Origin of the sequence: Flavobacterium sp. XS2P24, from assembly GCF_030010285.1 — a bacterium.
In the GTDB taxonomy this organism is placed as follows: Bacteria; Bacteroidota; Bacteroidia; order Flavobacteriales; family Flavobacteriaceae; genus Flavobacterium; species Flavobacterium algoritolerans.
Genome location: NZ_JASCRU010000007.1, coordinates 57,778 through 75,358, shown reverse-complemented (window position 1 = coordinate 75,358; position 17,581 = coordinate 57,778). Strand labels below are relative to the sequence as shown.

The 17,581-nt window shown below is 34.5% G+C and carries 11 protein-coding genes; 7 read left to right on the top strand and 4 right to left on the bottom strand.

The genetic code is table 11. The annotated features are described in order from the left end of the window. Positions 1-67: 67 nt before the first annotated feature. Genes QLS31_RS07505 through QLS31_RS07495 form a run of 3 tightly spaced genes read right to left on the bottom strand, consistent with a single transcriptional unit; the run spans position 68 to position 7,697 of the window. Entirely contained in the window at positions 68-6,604 is a 6,537-nt protein-coding gene (locus QLS31_RS07505) for a hypothetical protein (protein WP_282743333.1), read from the bottom strand. Between the two features lie 2 nt (positions 6,605-6,606). Then, complete coding sequence (locus QLS31_RS07500) at positions 6,607-7,230, bottom strand: hypothetical protein (protein WP_282712676.1); 624 nt, start codon at positions 7,228-7,230, stop codon at positions 6,607-6,609. Beyond that, a complete protein-coding gene (locus QLS31_RS07495) occupies positions 7,227-7,697 on the bottom strand; it encodes a T9SS type A sorting domain-containing protein (RefSeq protein WP_282712675.1) in 471 nt (156 codons plus the stop codon). The genes QLS31_RS07500 and QLS31_RS07495 overlap by 4 nt, the downstream gene beginning before the upstream one ends. A gap of 434 nt (positions 7,698-8,131) precedes the next feature. Here QLS31_RS07495 and QLS31_RS07490 point away from each other — a divergent pair, with 434 nt between their 5' ends. After that, positions 8,132-9,208, top strand: a complete 1,077-nt coding sequence (locus QLS31_RS07490) for an AraC family transcriptional regulator (protein WP_282743332.1) — start codon at positions 8,132-8,134, stop codon at positions 9,206-9,208. A 53-nt stretch (positions 9,209-9,261) separates the two neighbouring features. Here the strand turns inward: QLS31_RS07490 and ccsA are convergent, their stop codons facing one another. Beyond that, positions 9,262-12,468 carry a cytochrome c biogenesis protein CcsA gene (gene ccsA, locus QLS31_RS07485; RefSeq protein ID WP_282743331.1) on the bottom strand — a complete coding sequence of 1,069 codons (3,207 nt, stop codon included), beginning with the start codon at positions 12,466-12,468 and terminating at the stop codon, positions 9,262-9,264. A 200-nt stretch (positions 12,469-12,668) separates the two neighbouring features. On the opposite strand from ccsA, the gene QLS31_RS07480 reads away from it, so the two are divergent. The 6 genes from QLS31_RS07480 to QLS31_RS07455 all read left to right on the top strand — a co-directional run bounded on the left by QLS31_RS07480 (position 12,669) and on the right by QLS31_RS07455 (position 17,552). After that, a complete protein-coding gene (locus QLS31_RS07480) occupies positions 12,669-13,442 on the top strand; it encodes a Rossmann-like and DUF2520 domain-containing protein (RefSeq protein ID WP_282743330.1) in 774 nt (257 codons plus the stop codon). Continuing rightward, positions 13,426-13,953: an HAD-IIIA family hydrolase gene (locus tag QLS31_RS07475; protein WP_282712671.1), complete on the top strand. Its 528-nt coding sequence runs from the start codon at positions 13,426-13,428 to the stop codon at positions 13,951-13,953. The genes QLS31_RS07480 and QLS31_RS07475 overlap by 17 nt, the downstream gene beginning before the upstream one ends. A 167-nt stretch (positions 13,954-14,120) precedes the next feature. Next, the gene (locus QLS31_RS07470) at positions 14,121-15,041 is read left to right on the top strand and encodes a geranylgeranylglycerol-phosphate geranylgeranyltransferase (RefSeq protein ID WP_282716457.1); all 921 of its coding nucleotides are present in this window, start codon (positions 14,121-14,123) and stop codon (positions 15,039-15,041) included. After that, entirely contained in the window at positions 15,034-15,618 is a 585-nt protein-coding gene (locus QLS31_RS07465; RefSeq protein ID WP_282716455.1) for a Maf-like protein, read from the top strand. Before QLS31_RS07470 ends, QLS31_RS07465 begins: the two co-directional genes overlap by 8 nt. Positions 15,619-15,631: 13 nt before the next feature. Next, a complete protein-coding gene (locus QLS31_RS07460; RefSeq protein WP_099716316.1) occupies positions 15,632-16,162 on the top strand; it encodes a mechanosensitive ion channel domain-containing protein in 531 nt (176 codons plus the stop codon). Between the two features lie 190 nt (positions 16,163-16,352). Continuing rightward, positions 16,353-17,552 carry an AI-2E family transporter gene (locus tag QLS31_RS07455; RefSeq protein ID WP_282743329.1) on the top strand — a complete coding sequence of 400 codons (1,200 nt, stop codon included), beginning with the start codon at positions 16,353-16,355 and terminating at the stop codon, positions 17,550-17,552. Positions 17,553-17,581: the final 29 nt, after the last annotated feature.

The following is a 17,581-nucleotide window of genomic DNA, read 5'->3' as shown; positions in this document are numbered from 1 at the left end:
AACATATCGAATAGAGATAATAAATTACATTTAACTAAAAAAACATTTTTTAAATATTAAATCTATTCTAATAAAAATAATCAAATTGAATTCTATCATTTAACAACAAAGTAAAACCAAGTATTAAAGTGTCTAATGTAACTGTATTACCACTTACTGAGTAGGCTGAATTCCTAACTCTTAAACCATTAATAAACATTTTTACTTTACTTTTTACAGATGGTGTTTTAGACATAACAAAAGTTGATTGCAATAAGTTAGAATAAAGCTCATCTGTTACATCATTTACACTATTATCAACATAATCCTTAACCGATTTTACGCTTGGGTATTTCGTGTCTGAAGTTCCATCTGTACTTACACTTGTACTTTTGTTTGCCAAAGCTTCTTTACTCGCTTCAGCTGTAGTAGCACGAGATACTTCAGTTGCTAAATTAGCAGTCAATGTCGCTTCAGCAGTCGTAGCACGAGATATTTCTGAAGCTAATGCCGTTGAACCTGATGTAGTCGAAGCATCAACATAATCCTTAACCGATTTTACACTTGGATATTTCGTGTCGGATGTTCCATCTGTGCTTACACTTGTACTTTTGTTTGCCAAAGCTTCTTTACTCGCTTCAGCTGTAGTAGCACGAGTTGTTTCAGTTGCTATAGTAGCAGTCAATGTTGCTTCTGCAGTCGTAGCACGAGATACTTCTGATGCTAAATTTGTAGTCAAAGTCGTTTCAGCAGTTGTAGCACGAGATATTTCAGATGCTAATGCTGCTGAACCTGATCCAGCCGAAGCATCAACATAATCCTTAACCGATTTTACACTTGGGTATTTTGTGTCTGAAGTTCCATCCGTACTTACACTTGTACTTTTGTTTGCCAAAGCTTCTTTGCTTGCTTCAGCTGTAGTAGCACGAGTTGTTTCAGTTGCTATAGTAGCAGTCAATGTTGCTTCTGCAGTCGTAGCACGAGTTATTTCAGTTGCTAAATTTGTAGTCAATGTCCCTTCAGCACTAGTAGCACGAGATATTTCAGTTGCTAATGCTGTTGAACCAGATGTAGCCGAAGCATCAACATAATCCTTAACCGATTTTACACTTGGGTATTTCGTGTCAGAAGTTCCATCCGTGCTTACACTTGTACTTTTGTTTGCCAAAGCTTCTTTACTCGCTTCAGCTGTAGTAGCACGAGTTGTTTCAGTTGCTATAGTAGCAGTCAATGTTGCTTCTGCAGTCGTAGCACGAGATACTTCTGATGCTAAATTTGTAGTCAAAGTCGTTTCAGCAGTTGTAGCACGAGATATTTCAGTTGCTAATGCCGTTGAACCGGATGTAGCCGAAGCATCAACATAATCCTTAACCGATTTTACACTTGGGTATTTTGTATCAGAAGTTCCATCCGTGCTTACACTTGTACTTTTGTTTGCCAAAGCTTCTTTGCTTGCTTCAGCAGTCGTAGCACGAGTTGTTTCAGTTGCTATAGTAGCAGTCAATGTTGCTTCTGCAGTCGTAGCACGAGATATTTCTGAAGCTAAATTTGTTGTCAATGTAGCTTCAGCAGTTGTAGCACGAGATATTTCTGAAGCTAATGCTGTTGAACCAGATGTAGCCGAAGCATCAACATAATCCTTAACCGATTTTACACTTGGGTATTTTGTATCAGAAGTTCCATCCGTGCTTACACTTGTACTTTTGTTTGCCAAAGCTTCTTTGCTTGCTTCAGCAGTCGTAGCACGAGTTGTTTCAGTTGCTATAGTAGCAGTCAATGTTGCTTCTGCAGTCGTAGCACGAGATATTTCTGAAGCTAAATTTGTTGTCAATGTAGCTTCAGCAGTTGTAGCACGAGATATTTCTGAAGCTAATGCTGTTGAACCAGATGTAGCCGAAGCATCAACATAATCCTTAACCGATTTTACACTTGGGTATTTCGTGTCTGAAGTTCCATCCGTACTTACACTTGTACTTTTGTTTGCCAAAGCTTCTTTGCTTGCTTCAGCTGTAGTAGCACGCGATATTTCAGTTGCTAATGCTGTTGAACCGGATGTAGCCGAAGCGTCAACATAATCCTTAACCGATTTTACGCTTGGGTATTTCGTGTCTGAAGTTCCATCCGTACTTACACTTGTACTTTTGTTTGCCAAAGCTTCTTTGCTGGCTTCAGCAGTCGTAGCACGAGTTATTTCAGTTGCTAAATTTGTAGTCAATGTCCCTTCAGCACTAGTAGCACGAGATATTTCAGTTGCTAATGCTGTTGAACCAGATGTAGCCGAAGCATCAACATAATCCTTAACCGATTTTACACTTGGGTATTTCGTGTCAGAAGTTCCGTCCGTACTTACACTTGTGCTTTTGTTTGCCAAAGCTTCTTTGCTTGCTTCTGCAGTCGTAGCACGAGTTGTCTCAGTTGCTAAATTTGTAGTTAATATTGCTTCTACAGTCATAGCACGAGATATTTCTAATGCTAATGCTGTTGAACCTGACGTAGCCGAAGCGTCAACATAATCCTTAACCGATTTTACACTTGGGTATTTCGTGTCGGATGTTCCATCTGTACTTACGCTTGTACTTTTGTTCGCCAAAGCTTCTTTGCTTGCTTCAGCTGTAGTAGCACGAGATACTTCAGTTGCTATAGTAGCAGTCAATGTAGCTTCAGCAGTAGTAGCACGAGATACTTCTGATGCTAAATTTGTTGTCAAAGTCGTTTCAGCAGTTGTAGCACGAGATATTTCAGATGCTAATGCCGTTGAACCTGATCCAGCCGAAGCGTCAACATAATCCTTAACCGATTTTACACTTGGGTATTTCGTGTCAGAAGTTCCGTCCGTACTTACACTTGTACTTTTGTTTGCCAAAGCTTCTTTGCTTGCTTCAGCTGTTATGGCACGAGTTGTTTCAGTTGCTATAGTCGCAGTCAATGTAGATTCAGCAGTCGTAGCTCGAGATACTTCTGATGCTAAATTTGTTGTCAAAGTCGTTTCAGCAGTCGTAGCTCGAGATACTTCTGATGCTAAATTTGTTGTCAAAGTCGTTTCAGCAGTTGTAGCACGAGATATTTCAGACGCTAATGCCGTTGAACCTGATGTAGCCGAAGCATCAACATAATCCTTAACCGATTTTACACTTGGGTATTTCGTATCAGAAGTTCCATCTGTGCTTACACTTGTACTTTTGTTCGCCAAAGCTTCTTTGTTGGCTTCAACTGTAGTAGCACGAGTTGTTTCAGTTGCTATAGTAGCAGTCAATGTCGCTTCTGCAGTCGTTGCACGAGTTGTTTCAGTTGCTATAGTAGCAGTCAATGTCGCTTCTGCAGTCGTTGCACGAGATACTTCTGATGCTAAATTTGTTGTCAAAGTAGCCTCAGCTGTAGTAGCACGAGATATTTCAGTTGCTAATGCCGTTGAACCTGATCCAGCCGAAGCATCAACATAATCCTTAACCGATTTTACACTTGGGTATTTCGTGTCGGATGTTCCGTCCGTACTTACACTTGTACTTTTGTTTGCCAAAGCTTCTTTGTTGGCTTCAACTGTAGTAGCACGAGATACTTCAGTTGCTAAATTAACAGTCAATGTTGCTTCTGCAGTCGTAGCACGAGATACTTCTGATGCTAACGCAGTTGAACCTGATGTAGTCGAAGCGTCAACATAATCCTTAACCGATTTTACACTTGGGTATTTCGTATCAGAAGTTCCATCTGTACTTACACTTGTACTTTTGTTTGCCAAAGCTTCTTTGCTTGCTTCTTCAGTCGTAGCACGAGATACTTCTGATGCTAAATTAGCAGTCAATGTAGCTTCAGCAGTCGTAGCACGAGATATTTCAGTTGCTAATGCCGTTGAACCTGATGTAGTCGAAGCATCAACATAATCCTTAACCGATTTTACACTTGGGTATTTCGTGTCGGATGTTCCATCTGTGCTTACACTTGTACTTTTGTTTGCCAAAGCTTCTTTACTCGCTTCAGCTGTAGTAGCACGAGATACTTCAGTTGCTAAATTAGCAGTCAATGTCGCTTCAACAGTCGTAGCACGAGATACTTCTGATGCTAAATTTGTAGTCAAAGTCGTTTCAGCAGTTGTAGCACGAGATATTTCAGATGCTAATGCCGTTGAACCTGATGTAGTCGAAGCATCAACATAATCCTTAACCGATTTTACACTTGGATATTTCGTGTCGGATGTTCCATCTGTACTTACACTTGTACTTTTGTTTGCCAAAGCTTCTTTGCTTGCTTCTGCAGTCGTAGCACGAGTTGTTTCAGTTGCTAAATTAACAGTCAATGTTGCTTCTGCAGTCGTAGCACGAGATACTTCTGATGCTAACGCAGTTGAACCTGATGTAGTCGAAGCGTCAACATAATCCTTAACCGATTTTACACTTGGATATTTCGTGTCGGATGTTCCATCTGTACTTACACTTGTACTTTTGTTTGCCAAAGCTTCTTTGCTTGCTTCTGCAGTCGTAGCACGAGTTGTTTCAGTTGCTAAATTCGCAGTCAATGTTGCTTCTGCAGTCGTAGCACGAGATACTTCTGATGCTAATGCCGTTGAACCGGATGTAGCCGAAGCGTCAACATAATCCTTAACCGATTTTACACTTGGGTATTTCGTATCAGAAGTTCCATCAGTACTTACACTTGTACTTTTGTTTGCCAAAGCTTCTTTGCTTGCTTCAGCTGTAGTGGCACGAGTTGTTTCAGTTGCTATAGTAGCAGTCAATGTAGCTTCAGCAGTCGTAGCACGAGATATTTCAGATGCTAATGCTGTTGAACCTGATCCAGCCGAAGCATCAACATAATCCTTAACCGATTTTACACTTGGGTATTTCGTGTCGGATGTTCCATCTGTACTTACACTTGTACTTTTGTTTGCCAAAGCTTCTTTGCTTGCTTCTGCAGTCGTAGCACGAGTTGTTTCAGTTGCTATAGTAGCAGTCAATGTTGCTTCTGCAGTCGTAGCACGAGATACTTCTGATGCTAACGCAGTTGAACCTGATGTAGTCGAAGCGTCAACATAATCCTTAACCGATTTTACACTTGGGTATTTCGTATCAGAAGTTCCATCTGTGCTTACACTTGTACTTTTGTTCGCCAAAGCTTCTTTGTTGGCTTCAACTGTAGTAGCACGAGTTGTTTCAGTTGCTATAGTAGCAGTCAATGTCGCTTCTGCAGTCGTTGCACGAGATACTTCTGATGCTAAATTTGTTGTCAAAGTAGCCTCAGCTGTAGTAGCACGAGATATTTCAGATGCTAATGCTGTTGAACCTGATGTAGTCGAAGCATCAACATAATCCTTAACCGATTTTACACTTGGGTATTTCGTGTCGGATGTTCCATCTGTACTTACGCTTGTACTTTTGTTTGCCAAAGCTTCTTTGCTTGCTTCTGCAGTCGTAGCACGAGTTGTTTCAGTTGCTAAATTTGTTGTCAATGTTGCTTCTGCAGTCGTAGCACGAGATACTTCTGATGCTAACGCAGTTGAACCTGATGTAGTCGAAGCGTCAACATAATCCTTAACCGATTTTACACTTGGGTATTTCGTATCAGAAGTTCCGTCCGTACTTACACTTGTACTTTTGTTTGCCAAAGCTTCTTTGCTTGCTTCTGCTGTAATAGCACGAGATACTTCAGTTGCTATAGTAGCAGTCAATGTTGCTTCTGCAGTCGTAGCACGAGATATTTCAGACGCTAATGCAGTAGAACCTGATGTAGTCGAAGCGTCAACATAATCCTTAACCGATTTTACACTTGGGTATTTCGTGTCGGATGTTCCATCTGTACTTACACTTGTACTTTTGTTTGCCAAAGCTTCTTTGCTTGCTTCTGCAGTCGTAGCACGAGTTGTTTCAGTTGCTAAATTAGCAGTCAATGTCGCTTCAGCAGTCGTAGCACGAGATACTTCCGATGCTAATGCTGTTGAACTCGGTGTAGCCAATGCATCTACATAATCCTTAACCGATTTTACAGTTGGATATTTCACATCTGATGCGCCATCAGTTATGATGTTCGTACTCTTATTAGATAAATTTTCCTTAAAACTAAATTCATTTACCGCAGCTATACTTAAGGGTTTATCTAAATCACTAGTATTATCAACTTTATCAATACCGAAATTTATTTTTGCACCCAAAAGCGAGGTCGCATTTGTCCCTCCATTAGTAATAGCTACTACACCAGTTACATTTGTTGCATTTGTAGCCGAATAGGCAAAAGGGACATAATTTAGTGGCTGATTACTAATTTCTGAAAAAGCAGAACAACTTCCATCGGTATTAATAGAAACTACCAAAGTTTTCTTTAAGCTATCCCAAATTACAGTATCAAAAGATAGAGCGTATCCTCCAGTTTGTAATCCTCCACCAATTATTAAGTTAACCATCCCAAATTGATCTGTTTTAATCTGGACAACTTCTTGATATTCCAATTTAGAATACTCATCAAAAAATTTAAATAACATGCAAACATTACTATTGGCAAGCGGTGCATTGACGTTATTTACCCCTGGTAATTGTTCCCCTTTAGCATTAAGAATTACAGCTTGATAGCTAATCCCTTTGGTTTGTCCAAAATTTTTTGCACCTAATAAAAGTATAAAAAGTATGATTAAATTTTTCATAATTATTTTTCGTTAATATTAAAGTGGATTCCTAATTGAACATGATTTGTTTCAAATGATAATTTCTCACCATTGACATTCGAATTATATAAACTTTTGCTATAATTATAACCAACACTTAAAGATCCAAAAGAGGGTATACTATATTTAGCGAGAAATCCTATGTGAGGAACAAGCACAAGTCCTGAAAATTCCTTATGCTTTACTAAATCGTGATAAACGCCATCGATTCCCTGTTTACCATAAATAATTGTTGACCCTTTTAATCCTATTTTTAGAAAAAAATTAATCTTTTTAATTGAGGATGGTAAAACAGAATAATTTAATTCGCTGTTTATACCTAAATATTTTGTATCCCAACGGTAAGAAATGTTAGAATAGTCACCTATAGCATTGTAGTCATCTAAAGAAAATCCAACTGCATAAGAGAATTTGTTGTGCAACGGATTAGAAATGCCTATTTCAAAAAAATTACCTACTCCACTTTGTAGATACGAATTTGATTGACCAGAAGAATCTTTAAAATCATATTTTGTAAAGTTTTTTCCTGTTTTGAAATAAATTTCTTGAGAAAAAACCTGATATGATACAAGAAAAACAATAAAAAAAAAGTAGTTTATTTTCATATTTTAATGATTTTGGTATAATAACTAAAGTTGGATGAACTAAGTCGAACTAAATACTCTGAGATTGGTAACGAAGACAAATCAATCGTTAAAATAGTATTATTGGGCTTTATATCTTTAAAAAAAACTAAACGACCGCTTATGTCGAAAATATTTACATTGACAACTTCAGCAATGGTTTTGGAAAATTGAAAACTAATAGTTTGTGTAAATGGATTTGGGAAAGTTGTAGTTTTCATCTCATCAATTAAATTTGATGAAATGTATTTACCCCAAATACTTTGTTGGAATCCCTGTATAACTACAAACTTATTATTAGATAAACCAATAAGACTTTGTTGTCCAATAGACTGTGTTACAACTGAACCATCAGATATTTTTTTTGTCATTCCTTGTGATGACAGCATTTGATGATGCAAAACTTGCCCATGAAATGTTACTGTAAAAAAAATAAGTAAATACCTCATATAAATTAATTTTACCGAATTTAATCATGTTTATTTACCGTTTATCGATATGACAAAAAAGAAAGCTAATCAGTAATAACTTTTCAATTATTAGTAACTAAAAAATAATTTCAGCTTATAGAAGCAGCTAAAAAATAACTAAAAGAAAAAGCAAGAGAAAAGCTAATTCCTATTTGTAAGATTTTATAGGTAATAAATAAATATTTTCCCCGTTTTATTAATCAAATAATCATACAAAAAGAATATATTTGATACCATGTTAAAGAAAATTAAAAAAATATATCTGAATAGTATTTTGTCAATAAAGGAAAAAGACGTTCTTTCACTTTAATACATTGAATTAAATGGTAATAAATTTACTCTGTTTTATTATTGGTATAATTGGTTTTGTGACTACTCTACTAATCTTTGTAAATTATAAATCCAATAGAATTATGAACTTATACATAATTCTATTGATATTTATAATTTCATTGCGTTTCTTCTTATCTAGTTTAACCTATTTCATTTTCGACCCATCACTTAAAAATACTTATTTTAAATATTCAAACCTATCATTAGTCGCTATACCCATTTGCTATCTGTATTTTAAAAATTTATCTGAAAATAGAAAGACAATCAATTCAAAGGAGCTACTGCATTTTATCTTTCCGGTGTCGTTTTTTATCTTTTCAATTAATCGTAATCATTTTGATTCTGAACAGATAGAAATTATTTTATGTGTGCTGTTTTTTGTTTTTGCTGTAACCTATATTATTTTATGCTTTCGATTCTTAAAGTCTAAAATTTGGACTAGAAAAGGCGAAGTCAAAGTAATTCAAAAGCAAAATAAATTAATTAAAAGCTGGACACTATTTTTATTTATTGCGCTTGCACTAACTATATCAAGACTTTTTATATCAATCTTCATGGAAATATATTTCGGTGAAAGTATAAAAGGACATAGCTATCAGTGGATATCTGCTATAATTTGGTTAACTATTTTATTTAAAATATTAATTTCTCCTGAAATTCTTTATGGCTATAATGTATTACACCAAAAGATCAATGAGAATAAAAACAACTGTTTGGTACTGAATGAAATTTGGAGAATGACTCCTGATATTGAATTAAATAATAGCCAACATTTAATTCTTAAAGAAAAAATAGGTCCAAACATTATTGAGTATATCAAGGAAATTGAGAGAATCTCATTAAAATTTGAATTATTTAGAAATGCAAATTTGACAATAACCGATTTAGCTAACAGCTTACAAATCCCCAAAAGTCATATTTCATATTTATTTAAATACCATTCAACAATTTCTTTCTCGGAATATAAAAAAGTAATTCGTATACATGATGCCATCAAACAGATTGAGTTAAACTATTTAAAAAATAATACTTTAGATTCATTATCAAAAAAAGTTGGATTTACTTCATACAATCCGTTTTTTACAAGTTTCAAAGAAATTGCAGGTATATCTCCGTTAGAATATTACAAAATAAATAAAACAGAAATTGAGGAATAAAAAAAGGTTCAACTTATTAAGTTGAACCTTTTTTATGATGAAAAAATTAAATCTTATTTCTTATAATACTTCTTATATTTTGGATACGAAATAGCTCCAAATAAAGTTATTGCTCCTAATGAATACCATATCCAATTCAATGAATGCGCTTCTCCACTTGCGTACGAATGCAATCCTACCAAGTGAAAATTCACACCATAATAGGTAAATAAAATAGATATAAAAGCAAACATACTCATCAAATTGAAAATCCATTTTCCACGTAAAGAAGGTACAAATCGAGCATGAATTACAAAAGCATAGACCATAATACTGATCAAGGCCCAAGTCTCTTTTGGATCCCATCCCCAATAACGTCCCCAACTCTCATTGGCCCATTGTCCGCCCAGGAAGTTTCCAATAGTTAACATTATCAAACCTATCGTTAATGCTAATTCATTGATGTAAGTGATTTCCTGAATATTCAAATCCATTTTGGTTTTGTTTTTTTCATTGGTAAACAAAATCAGCAACAATGAAACTGCTCCTAAAATAAATCCTAATGCAAACGGGCCATAACTAGCTACAATTACTGCAACGTGAATCATTAACCAATACGAATTTAAAACTGGTTGCAGATTTGCAATCTCAGGATCAATCCAGTTTAGATTTGCAGCCCAAAGAATCATTGCGGTTACAAAAGCTGATGAAGCCACAGTAAGTTTTGATTTTCTGTCGAAAGCCAAACCAAAAAACATGGTAGCCCAAGCAATATATATAATCGATTCATACGCATTACTCCAAGGTGCATGACCGGAAATATACCAACGCGCAATTAAGCCCACAGTATGCAATCCAAATAATAATCCTATAACAATATGCATTGTATTTACTGTTATAGCCAATACTTTGCGCTCTTTGAAGATTTGCAGAATAGTAAAAAACAACATCAAAATCGCTGCTAAAACATACCAATAGAAAAGTTTATTGAAAACATCATATTTATTATACAGCACTTCTGATGTAATTCTTTCTTCACTTGGTCTCACTTTACTGCCAAAACGTTTTTGGAAACCATTCATACTTTCTAGTAACTCATCGGCAGTTTTGTAATCATTAGAAACGGAAGCATTAGCCAACGAACCAAAGTACAATGGTAATACATTTTTAGTATACGTAGCTTCCATTCCTTTTAAACCCGATTCGTTCAATTCTAAATAAGAAATCCATTTATTATTTTTATCCTCCGGAATAGGGAAAATTTTTAATATTCGTCCGCTTAACGCAGATTCCATCAAGTTTACTCTTTTATCTGTTTCGATAAAATCCTTTTCAAATTGATTGGGGTTAGCCGATTTAAATGATTCTTCTAAATATTTAGAAAGTTTATAATTCCCTTTAGCATCAAAGAAAGCTACAAAAGGTGCAAATTTAGCTTTCTTATCAACACCGATTATTTGTCTTAAACTGTCGTTACCTCTTCTTAAATGAATGATTGGAATCTCTATCCAATAACTCGCATACTGAGTTATGGATAAGAAAACTTGGTCTGAATTCATATCATTATAAGAATCGCTTTGACTTACTTTTCGCAACAATTCTGATGAAAACGTATTGATAGGTTTCATTCTACCACCACCGTCTTGAATTACAAGTCTACCAAATTTTGCAGCATGTACTTCTGGAACTTTATATTTAGTAATCAAAGCATTCAGTTCGTCTTGACTCAATACTTTTTTAGTGTGATTGGCATGTGTTGCAGGTGCAGCCTCAGCTTCGGTATGAGCGTGACCTTCATGATCTGCGTGATTGTGTTCTTGTTCTTGTGCAAAACTATTGAAACTGAACAACAAAATCAGAATCGTCAAGAGTTTAGATTTCTTCATTTTTACAACTTCTAATTTGCGTTTAATATCCGCAAAACGAGAATATTTAGTAAACATAATCGCCATCATTGCAAAATACAGCATAAAATAACCGCTATACGTAATTGCAGTTCCCCAGAAATCGTGGTTTACTGATAGAATAGTTCCTTTTTCATCAGGATCGAAACCCGATTGGAAAAAGCGGTATCCATCATAATCCAAAACGTTATTCATAAATATTCTGGCATCAAATGGTTCTTTATCTTGAACAGTAACTTTACTCTCAAATGAAGAATAACTTTTCTCTGTTCCTGGGTATTTCTGCGCAATAAAATCATTCAATTTTATCTTGAATGGCAAAACGTAGGCTTTACTTCCATAGAAAAAAGTATAATCGATTTTTCCTATTTTCACTGTTTTAGAATCTCCCAACTTACCTTTGGAACCAAGGACTGTAACTGTCTTTTCTTGACCTTCGGCAGAGATTTTTACAGTTAATGCATCTTCATGATTCTTTGCTTTAAAATCATTTTCCGATTCATAATCAACAACACCTTTTACCGCAGGATCAGGAAATACAAATCGCATTTCGCCGATAGAATACAGTGAACGCATCATCAATGGTTGTGCATTATCCTTAGTGACTTTACCCTGTAATTTATCAGCCATTCTCATGAAGTTTCCTTCAAAAGGCGTTTGAATCGTATAGGCACTTCCTGTTGTATTGATATTTATGGCTCCATCAGTATATTTATTTAAAGCAAATAATACATTATGAATATTTTGAACTTCACCGTCTTTCAAAAAATGCTCGTGACGACCTCCGTCTCCAGCTTCTACAATTTTTAAAAATACAGTCCCATTAGGATTTGGTTTAATGTATTCTTTGGCACCCATGATGAAGTTTTCATATTCTACTTCAAATGGTGTATCTGCAAATTTACCTGAAATACTGAAATCATTGTTAGTCGCTGGAGAAAGCAATACTTGTTTTTCAAAAACCCTGCGTTTCATTTCTCCTTTATATTCCCCGTCTGCAAAAACAGTCAGGAACGTTTTATCTGAAAAAACTTGATTTTCAGCAGCGCCTTCGCGAATAGGCATCATCCCTTCATAACTGATGTAACGGGTTACAAATGCACCGGCAATAATGAAGATAAAAGACAAATGGAGTAATAAAGTAGCCCATTTTTCTTTTTTTAATAACTGATAACGCTTGATATTTCCAATGAAATTAATCATGAAAAATACATGTATGGCCTCAAACCACCATGAGTTATAAATTAAAATTTTTGCTGTGTCGGTATTGTATTTGCTTTCGATAAAAGTTCCAGTAGCCATGGAAACCGCATATACAATAAATAAAAAAGCCATTAATCGAGTAGAAAACAAAAAAGAAAATATTTTTTTATCCATTTTTAAGGGATTATGTTTTTATAAAAGTGCCACAAAAGTACTTAAAAATGTTGACTTCTATATTCGCACATTTGTTAATTTAATCCAAAATTAAGTAGCTTCATTTTTTGGAATAAAAGTATATTTTAATTGGAGTTACAGTTTATTAGCCAATCCAAAATTGAATAAAACTCTTAATATTTTTTTGCTAATTTTGTCAAATGACTAAAGTAATTATTATTGGTTCAGGAAATGTAGCACAACATTTGATTGCAGCATTTCAAAATTCCCAAAAAATGGGAGCTGAAATCGAATTGGTTCAAGTTTTTTCAAGACAAATAGAAAACGTCTCTCACCTACTCGATTTAAGTCAGATTACAAATGATTTAAATACTTTGATTGAAGCAGATTTGTATATTATTGCGATTTCTGATGATGCCATTGCTGCTATTTCCTCGCAACTTCCTTTCAAAAATCGCTTGGTGGTTCATACCTCGGGAAGTGTTCCTTTGAATGTTTTGGATGACAATAATCGAAAAGGTGTTTTCTATCCTTTACAGACTTTTACTAAAAACAAGCCAGTAGATTTCAGAACTATTCCAATATGTTTAGAAAGCGAAAATGCAACCGATTATCAATTATTGGATAAAGTAGCCAAATCAATTTCTGATAAAATATTTGCTATCAACTCCGAACAGAGAAAAGCCTTGCATGTTGCAGCGGTTTTTGTCAATAATTTTACGAATCATTTGTACCAAATAGGTCAGGAAATTTGTCAGGAGCATCAGGTTCCTTTTGAAATTTTAAACCCTTTAATTACAGAAACAGCTCAAAAAATAATGTTACTTTCGCCGTCAGAAGCTCAAACTGGACCGGCTAAACGCAATGATACTGCAACTATCGAAGCACATGAAGCTTTTTTATCCAAAGAAAATCACCTCGCAATTTACAAAACACTAACACAATCTATACAACATAATGGCAAAAAGTTATAAAGAAATAATGAATGATATTACTACGTTTATATTTGACGTAGACGGCGTACTTACTGACAGTTCTGTTTTTGTAACCAATGAAGGGGAAATTCTTCGTACCATGAATATTCGTGATGGTTATGCAATGAAAGCTGCCGTAGAAAGCGGTTATAATGTTTGTATTATTTCGGGAGGAAGCAACGAAGGTGTGCGCGTTAGATTACGTAATCTAGGAATTACAGATATTCATTTAGGTATACCAAATAAAGTAGAAACATTTGATGAATATACCGATGTTTACAATATCAATCCAGAACACGTTTTGTACATGGGAGATGATATTCCTGATTATCACGTGATGAAATTAGTAGGATTACCCGCTTGTCCTCAGGATGCAAGCCCTGAAATCAAAGCTATTTCCAGATATATTTCACACAAAAACGGAGGAAAAGGAGCTGCTCGTGATGTTATCGAACAAGTGATGAAAGCGCAAGGGAAATGGATGGCTCATTTTGATGGGAAACACGATTAATTAGTAATCAGTCGTCAGTTTTTAGTAATCAGTTGCAATGATTATTAAAAAGTAATTTAGTTCTATTTTTTTATGAACACTGAATTTTACATAAACCATAAGAAATGACCCCTGAATACTAGATCCTCTAATCTGAACACTGAAAAACTGAACACTGAAAACTAAATATGAAGTTCCTTAAACTAATCCGATACCAGAACCTACTGATGCTTGCTTTTATGCAGCTAATTTTCCGGTATGTTTTTTTTAAATTTCAGAATATTCCTTTGGCATTAGCTGATTGGCAATATGGATTATTGGTTTTATCAACCATTTTAATCGCTGCAGGTGGATATGTCATCAATAATATTTTTGATCAAAACACAGATACTATAAACAAACCGAGCAATGTAATTGTAGGCAAAACCATTTCTGAAACCAATGCCTATAATCTATACATTGGTCTTACTGTTACTGGTGTGGCTATTGGCTTTTATTTATCAAATGTTATAGTAAAACCGGGCTTTGCGTCTATTTTTATTCTAATTGCCGCGACGCTTTATTTGTATGCTACAAGTCTGAAACAAATGATGATTATTGGTAATGTTATTGTGGCATTGTTGCTTTCTTTTAGTGTGATTATCATTGGGATTTTTGATTTATTTCCAACGATTCATGAAGGAAACCAACAGCAATTGGGAGTTGTTTTTTCTATTCTTTTAGATTACGCCCTATTCACTTTCTTTCTTAATTTTATGAGAGAAATTGTTAAAGATCTAGAAGATGTTGATGGTGATTACAACCAAGGAATGAACACATTACCAATTGCAATAGGCAAATCCAGAACTGCAAAAATAGTTTTTGGACTGAGCTTTATTCCTATTCTTTTCATGTTGTATTACATCAATAAATACCTACTTGAGTTAGTATTTACAACTGTATATTTATTGCTTTTTGTCGTGGGACCATTGTTTTATTTCACCGTGAAAATTTGGACTGCAAAATCCAAAAAAGAGTTTCATGCGCTGAGTTTGCTGTTAAAATGGATTCTGTTATTTGGAATTCTGTCTGTTGTTGTTATAAGTTTAAATATAAAATACAATGCTTAAAAATAAATTAAAAAAATACACTTTAATTCTGGCTTCGGGTTCACCAAGACGCCAGCAATTCTTCAAGGATTTAGACTTGGATTTTGAAATTCGATTGAAAGAAATTGAGGAAATTTATCCTCCAGAATTGAAAGCAGAGGAAATCACTAATTATTTAGCTGTACTGAAAGCAAGCGCTTTTGAAGGAGAGTTAAAACCGAATGAAATTCTGGTAACCAGCGACACCATCGTTTGGCATAACAATACCGCTTTGGGTAAACCAAAAGACGAACAAGATGCTTTTGAAATCTTAAAATCATTGTCAAATACAACGCACGAAGTAATCACTTCTGTTTGTTTTAAAACCAATGAAAAAGCGGATGTAATGCACGAAGTTACCAAAGTCACTTTCAATGAATTAAGCGACGAATCGATTCGTTATTATTTAGAAAACTACAAACCGTATGATAAAGCCGGAGCCTATGGTATCCAAGAATGGATTGGTTTTATTGGCGTTTCAAAAATTGAAGGTTCGTATGCAAATGTGATGGGAATGCCTACGGATAAAGTATATGAATATTTAAGTAAATTAGCGTAATTAAATTATGGATATGGCCTTTTTTCAAGAATACACAAGAGAACTGATTGCAACTGGAATTCTGGGAATTTTGCTGATATTATTCCGTATTCTTTCTACAAAATTGGTTCGAAGCTATGCAAAATCGAATCAAACGCTGGAACACAGAACCAATTTAGTGATTAAATACATTCATTTATTCATCAATATTTTGGTGGTTATTGCCTTAATAATCATTTGGGGAGTCCAGACCAAAGATATTTTTATTGCACTTTCATCTATCACAACTGTTGTGGGTGTTGCGATGTTTGCCCAATGGTCAATTTTGAGTAACATCACATCTGGTGTTATTTTGTTTTTTTCTTTTCCGTTTAAAATTGGTGACGTTATAAAAATCCATGATAAAGATTTCCCCATTGAAGCAGAGATTGAGGATATTGGAGCTTTTCATGTGTATTTAAAAACTATCGATGGAGAAAAAATCATTTACCCTAATAATCTGCTCTTGCAAAAAGGGATTTCGATACTGAAAGACCATTTTGACGATAAAGAATTCATGGATTAGTCAGCATTTTATAAAAATATAATTATCAATTCATTCTATTTTGCAAATCGATTGATTAAAAGTGATAATTTTACAACTATTGATGAGAAATATATAATACTTTAATTTCTTTAATTCTTCATATTTGTCAATTAAAAACAGTACGATTCAGAATTGAATGGTAAATGCGTTATTTAAAAAATAAGAAAATATGAATGACATCTTAAAATTTCCGTTTTATGCCAAACTAACCCTGGTTTTATTGGGTTTAATAGCGCTTATTTTTATATTCTATATCGGTCAGGATATTTTGGTTCCCATAATGATGTCGTTTTTATTTGCTATTTTATTGTATCCTATCGTTCAATTTTTTAAATCAAAACTCTATTTTCCACATGTTTTGGCAGTAATGTTGGCAGTAATATTATTTGTGTTGATTTTCATTGGACTTTTTGTTTTTCTATCATTTCAAATTAGTGATTTTGCAGCTGATTTTGATAAAATTGAAAAAAACATCAACATTCATCTCCGAAATATTCAAGGATTTATCAGAGACAATTTTCATTTAAGTTCTTGGGAACAGAAGCAATATATTGATACCGCTACTGAGGATTCCATGGAAAAAGGAAAAGAGCTGATTGGTACTACTTTAATGTCGTTTACGGATACTTTGGTGAATTTGACATTGATACCTATTTATACTTTTTTAATTCTTTTATACAGAACTCATTTTTTACTGTTTTTATCCAAGTTGTTCAAAAAAGAAAACCATGAACAGTTGAAAGATATCTTGACAAACATAAGAGTGGCCATCAACAGTTACATCGTGGGTTTAATTATTGAAATGATTTTAGTCTCAACAATGACAACGCTTGGATTTATGGTTATAGGTGTGAAATACGCTATTTTGCTGGGAATTATCACCGGAATCTTAAATCTGATTCCTTACATAGGAATACTTTTTGCAGGAGTGCTAAGTATTGTGGCTTCGCTTACGGGTTCTCCAGATTTATCTATAATTGTTGGTGTAATCGTGATTACCATAATTGTTCAGTTAATTGATAATAATATTCTAGTTCCTTTGATTGTAAGTTCCAAAGTAGAAATAAACGCGTTTGTATCGATTATTGGAATTATCATAGGTGGCGCAATTGCGGGAGTTTCCGGTATGTTTTTAGCGCTTCCTATTCTCGCAGTACTCAAAGTAATTTTTGATAGAATTGAATTTTTAGAACCTTGGGGATACCTGATGGGAGATCATTTACCAAAAACGTATACCTGGCATAATATTAAATTACCGTTGTTTGATTCTGAATCAACACCAAAGAAAACTATCATCAAAACCGATATTGTAGTTCCTGTATTTACTGAAACAACAACCGAAAAAGAAGCGAATAAAACCAATGAATAGTTTCTAAAATAGTATATTCGACTATTCAA